The organism is Weissella sp. DD23 (assembly GCF_001579105.1).
GTDB classification, from domain to species: domain Bacteria; phylum Bacillota; class Bacilli; order Lactobacillales; family Lactobacillaceae; genus Weissella; species Weissella cibaria.
Genome location: NZ_KQ970400.1, coordinates 6026 through 11406, shown reverse-complemented (window position 1 = coordinate 11406; position 5381 = coordinate 6026). Strand labels below are relative to the sequence as shown.

At 45.4% G+C, this 5381-nt stretch carries 4 protein-coding genes; 3 read left to right on the top strand and 1 reads right to left on the bottom strand.

The genetic code is table 11. From position 1 onward, the window contains the following. Both WEIDD23_RS11175 and WEIDD23_RS11170 read left to right on the top strand, forming a co-directional pair. Nucleotides 1–1884: hypothetical protein (locus WEIDD23_RS11175; RefSeq protein ID WP_207644213.1), on the top strand; the 1884-nt coding region annotated here is incomplete at its 5' end. Nucleotides 1885–1962: 78 nt separating this feature from the next. Continuing rightward, nucleotides 1963–2448 carry a hypothetical protein gene (locus tag WEIDD23_RS11170; protein WP_010369642.1) on the top strand — a complete coding sequence of 162 codons (486 nt, stop codon included), beginning with the start codon at nucleotides 1963–1965 and terminating at the stop codon, nucleotides 2446–2448. Between the two features lie 335 nt (nucleotides 2449–2783). Here WEIDD23_RS11170 and WEIDD23_RS11165 read toward each other — a convergent pair whose 3' ends face one another. Next, nucleotides 2784–3527, bottom strand: coding sequence for a DUF4352 domain-containing protein (locus tag WEIDD23_RS11165; RefSeq protein ID WP_010369639.1), 744 nt, complete (start codon nucleotides 3525–3527; stop codon nucleotides 2784–2786). 358 nt (nucleotides 3528–3885) lie between these two features. Between WEIDD23_RS11165 and WEIDD23_RS11160 the strand changes: the two genes are divergently transcribed. After that, the gene (locus WEIDD23_RS11160) at nucleotides 3886–5280 is read left to right on the top strand and encodes an FAD-binding oxidoreductase (RefSeq protein WP_062359038.1); all 1395 of its coding nucleotides are present in this window, start codon (nucleotides 3886–3888) and stop codon (nucleotides 5278–5280) included. Nucleotides 5281–5381 lie beyond the last annotated feature (101 nt).

The following is a 5381-nucleotide window of genomic DNA, read 5'->3' as shown; positions in this document are numbered from 1 at the left end:
AGATTTGAGGGTATTGAGATGGCAAAGGTTAATAAGAAACAACTGAAACATTTATTACAGCAACAAACACAAGTGACCCGTACGACTAAAACGACGACGCCACTTGCACAAACGGTCCAACACAAGTTATTAAACTTGCAGGAGTTAATGGGCCGATCAGTAGCTCAGAAAAGTGTGGTTCATACGAAAGCAGCAATTGTCTTGCAACAACTGCAGGAGACACTGATGGCTGCATTTCCAAATGAGGAGCAACCACTTGCGTTGACTGAATATGAGGTGAAGCCACATTTGGGTCGTTACATGGTCACGCACGCCGACCGTGGCGATATCATGATGGAATATGAAGACTTCGCAACCGCGGTATCAATGATGGTGAAAGGGACGCGCTCGTATGCTGATCTACAGGCGTTGTTACAGATCGACGACGCGATGCAACTTGAAGACTATTTCGAACTCAGACCAGATGATAAGGTGACACCTGCTCGCCGACCAGCTAAACCGTTGAAGCGCCGGATGACTGACATGGCGGTTGCTCAGGACCCCCAGCCGGATACCACAGTGACGGATTTGCAAAGTGAAATCAACCGATTAAACAAGGCCAACAAGACCTTAAAGAAGGAAGCGCAAGCCAACATGGCCCGGGCTGTCACTGCTGAAAACGAAGCAGATAGTCTTCGCCAAGACCTGGCCAACGTCGAGACATCCGTAAGCGCGACAACCGACGACCAAGCGGCGTTACAGGCCCAACTTAAGCAGCAAGCGACTGAGCTTGCCGCTGCTAATAACATGTTGATGACCTATAAAAAGCGTCTCGATGAATTTGAGATTGCGGATGGTGAGCAAGACAATAACCGGCGCGAGAATGAACAACTCCGTCAGCAAGTGCGTGAATTGGCAGCTAGTCAACAAGCGTTGCAAGCTGATTTAGCGCAAGCGCAACAGGAAAACGACCGGTTACACGGTGAATTAGCCCAGACGGCTGTTACCCAACCACAGCCAACGATGACGGCAACTGGGCTGTTTAATGATACCAATGCGGTGACCATTATGAATGTCTTGGCAGAGAAAATTGCAACGCTGCAACAAGGTGTGCCGGCGACATCGGTAACCGAACCAGCTGAAGTCGCAAGCGAACCAACGCCAACGGAACCAGTACCGGCCGCTGTTACCCCAGCCACGCTGACAAACCGGGAGATGATGGATTTACTAATCGCAAACTTGTCGGCAGATACGGTTACTGATTATGTCCGGCTTGATCGCTTGGTTGATAAGTACAACACGTTAACTAATGATGAAAAATCACTTTGGCAGCAGGTGCAGGGGCAATTCGTGAAAAATGCCGGCTATTGGGATTTTGTGACCCTGAATGATGTGACGTATAGCAGTTTGGATGACCAGATTGACTATAATGGCATTGATACGGCCACAATTGCCGAGCACGTTATTTATTCAGCTAAGGTGCGGTCAGATACAAATGTGGTTGTCATCTTGCGGAGCCTCCGGGCGATTGATGAATCAGCGACCAAAGTAAAAGATGAGCCGGCCGAACCGGAGACGCATGATACTGATGACCGCTTAGCTGGTAAACGGGTGATGATTGTTTCCTGGTTTGGTCAGTCAGCCGGGATGGCTAAGCGCCGTATTGAAGAATATGGTGCGGCAGTTGACTGGATTGATACCTCAAAGATTGGTGAGGGCAAAGTCAATGACATGCTGTGGAACGATAAGTATGATTTGAAGATTGTGGTGATGAATGGTTCGCATCACCACACGGTCTGGGAAGCTTACGAAGTCATTCGCAAGGATCCTGAATTGAATGTGCGGGTGGAGGCCAACCCAGGTGTTTCAACGATGCTCAACATGGCCTTAGCCTTAGCTGACTAAAAGTTTGGATGCCCGGTTTTTGACCGGTTCTCGGTATAATGACGGTAAACAACCGTGAAACTAGAGGAGGACGGTCTAATGACACCAACTGAGTTAGAAAAATTAAAGCAAGCACAACATCAGCCGGATTTAAGCGGTCTGGCTGTTTCAGGGCTTGGATTTGCACATGGTAAAAATATGACGTTACTTGACGATGTTGTTTTGGATGATGCTGGCAACCCGGTCATTCACTCGAAAGAGCAATTGGCATTTGCTTTGGATCACAAGTTCGGCAAGTTTGTGACGCGTGGGGAAGCGAACGATGTCATGTGGGCATTTTTCAATGACGAACGGGTTCAGAAAAATGCGACCACGACATACAATGCCCAATTGGGGATGGCGGCGATGACCTTGAACACGGCCGCTTTAGAAAAAGTTGTGAAGTTGCTACGCTTGTTTATCAAAATTGGCGGACTACTCGTTAAACTTATTCGGGAGGCCAAAAATATTCGGGCTGAATTTGTCTCAGATGGCGTGAATAACACGGCGACCCCGGATGAAACAACTTGGACCGTTGATTGCTGAGCTTGGTGCAATTAACAAACTGATTGAAACATAAAAAATGAGCGCACAACCTCAGAAATCGGGTTGTGCGCTCATTTTAGTTATCATCCAAATCGTAAACAAAATTGTTGTATTCACAGTCTGGACACGTCCAATATGGGAACTCATTGTTATCATCTTCCCAGGCTAAAACTAGGGTTTAAGTCGTTAGTGTTGAATTCACTACCGCAATTTTCGCAAGTTACTACCATTCTGATGCCCTCCAAATGTTTCCTTTAGAGTATCAATTGGATGTGAGAATTCTAGGAGTAATCGCTGATGAAAATTTTGCATCTAAATTAATGGATGAGAGATAGCTATTTCAAATTAATTGTCCAGTTGATTTCGCCATCGTAGTCGACAGAAGCAAGTTTAATGTCATTTTCAGGGTTTCCTTCACCAACCAAGGTTCCTGAAACGGTTGCGTTAGGTTGTAAAGTACCTGAATGTAAATCATCTGATACGACGGGATTTCCCTGTTCATCACTACCGGCATAAGAATTCATATCCGTTTGATTGCCATTATCATCGAGCTTAAAGTCATACGGGTTATAGCTGACAGATTTATTTCCCGTGTTCTTAAGAGTAACGTTCACTAGGATAAACTGAGTACCAGCTTTCGGCGTTGTGTATTCGGTTCCTTGCGTGAATTTAACATTGTTGACCTTAATTTCCAGTCCGTTTTGCTGTTTAACGGTCTCGCTCAATTTGAAAGTTTTCTTTGTGGTATCGTCTTTCTTCTCTGATGAAGCAGTTGAAGAAGCGGTTGAGGTGACATTTTTGTCTGATTTCCCAGTGGCATCATCAATCGCTTTCGAGTACAAACCTTGAGTAGCTAATACAACTATGATTGATAAAACTGACAGAATAGTCGCGATGAGTGCAATTGTCTTTTTATTCTTGCGATTAATCACAAGTGCAATAACACCCAATATGATACCAAGAACAGCAAAAATGGCTGCTATATTATTTACAATTGGTACCCAAGATAAGATCAGCGCGAAAATGGCGATAATCAATGCAATGATACCAAGAACCTTTTTTTCTTTTGCTTTTTCCAAAACAAAGACTCCTTTTGCAGCTTTTAACGTCGATCCTATCTGGACGTGTTTAATGCAATAGAGAAAATTTTATTTCTATCGTATTTGCATAAAAGGTATCAGATAATTATGACGATTTATTGATTGGGCTCTCAGAACAAAAAAATCCCCCCGTAAAGCAATTTTTGCCTCTGGGGGAACTGATGATGTCTGTAATTCTGGCGGGAGAATACATTTATAAATCTCTGAGAAATTACCATTAATGAGGATGGTTAGTTCTGGTGTCACCACAATACCGGACTTTTGCATTTATTTTTAGTAAGCGAGTTAAGATGTAAGCGTAACATACACACTAGCTGAGAAACGGAAGGTCGAAGTGATGTCGATTAATTTTGCAGCGTTCTCGAACCAGGATATTATTGCGGCTTTGCAAACGCAGGTCGTAACTGGTGATGTCTTAACTGATCAAGACACATTGTATAAGTATAGTGATGATCAATATTCAGTGGTTGACCAAGTAATCCTACCACTCGCCGTCATTGAAGCGGCCACGATTGCAGATGTGCAAGCGGTATTGGCCGTAGCCCGTCAGTACCACTTGGCGGTTATTACCAAGGCAACGGGTACCAGTGTGGTATCCGGATCACGAGGCCGGTCAGGTGCGGTGATTTTGTCACTTGATCGCATGAACCATATTTTGGAAGTGAATCCCGATGACTCTGTAGCAGTTGTTGAGCCAGGGGTAATTAACAACGATTTGGATAAAGCTGCCCGTGAAGTTGGTTTCTTCTACGCGCCTGACCCAGGCTCAAAGAACATCAGTAGTATTGGTGGTAATGTGTCAACAAACGCTGGTGGTATGAGTTCCGTGCGTTATGGCGTCACCAAGGATAATATTCTTGGTGTGAAGGTTGTGCTTGCGGATGGCCGTTTAGTGACGTTAGGTGGCCGTACGCTGAAGCAGGCGTTTGGGTATGATTTGACACAATTGTTTGTTGGGTCGGAAGGAACGCTAGGTGTGATTGTTGAAATCACCGTCAAGCTGAGTCCAATTCCAGTAGGGACGCCCTTAACTGGGATTGCGTTCTTTAAGGATATGGCTGATTTAGCTAAGGGAACCGGGGCCTTGCGTCGTTCAGGTGTCTACCCAACCATGCTGGAAGCGCTCGACGCAGCAACTGTGGCTGCTTTGGACCGTTTTGAAGGCACGCACTACGCTGACAAACACGCGACGATGCTGATTTTCAAGCTGGATTTCTCAACACCTGAAATTCTCAACATTAGTGAGCAAACGTTGACGGCGAATGGTGCTTTTGACGTTCAGGTAACGGATGATCCTGAGCAGGCAGCGGCATTGCTTAAGTTGCGCCAGGATATGTTGCCAGCTATTTTCAAGGATAAGAACCACGTCATGGAAGACATGGCCTTGCCGTTGTCACAAATGGCCGGCATGATGGATTACATCACGTCACTGGGCGAGAAGTATGGTCTTGAGTTATATGTTGCTGGGCACGCTGGGGATGGTAACGTCCACCCGTCAATTGTTTGGGACCAAAATGTGACCGAGCCACCAGCTGGTGCAGCGGAAGCAATTAGCGATATGTTCAAGGAAACGATTCGCCGTGGTGGGACGATTTCAGGTGAACACGCGGTTGGTTTGCAGAAAAATCAGTGGAACAATTATGAACTCGGGGAGACGGATTATTTGCAACACCAAATCAAAGCCTTATTGGATCCAATGGGCCTATTGAACCCACAAGTAAAGATTAATTAATCATCAAAGCGTGCAAGTTGTAACATTCTTGCACGCTTTGTCATTTTTCTCTCATTTTCACTGGAGAATTGGGACCGATTAGGCGTATAATTTGGTCACTC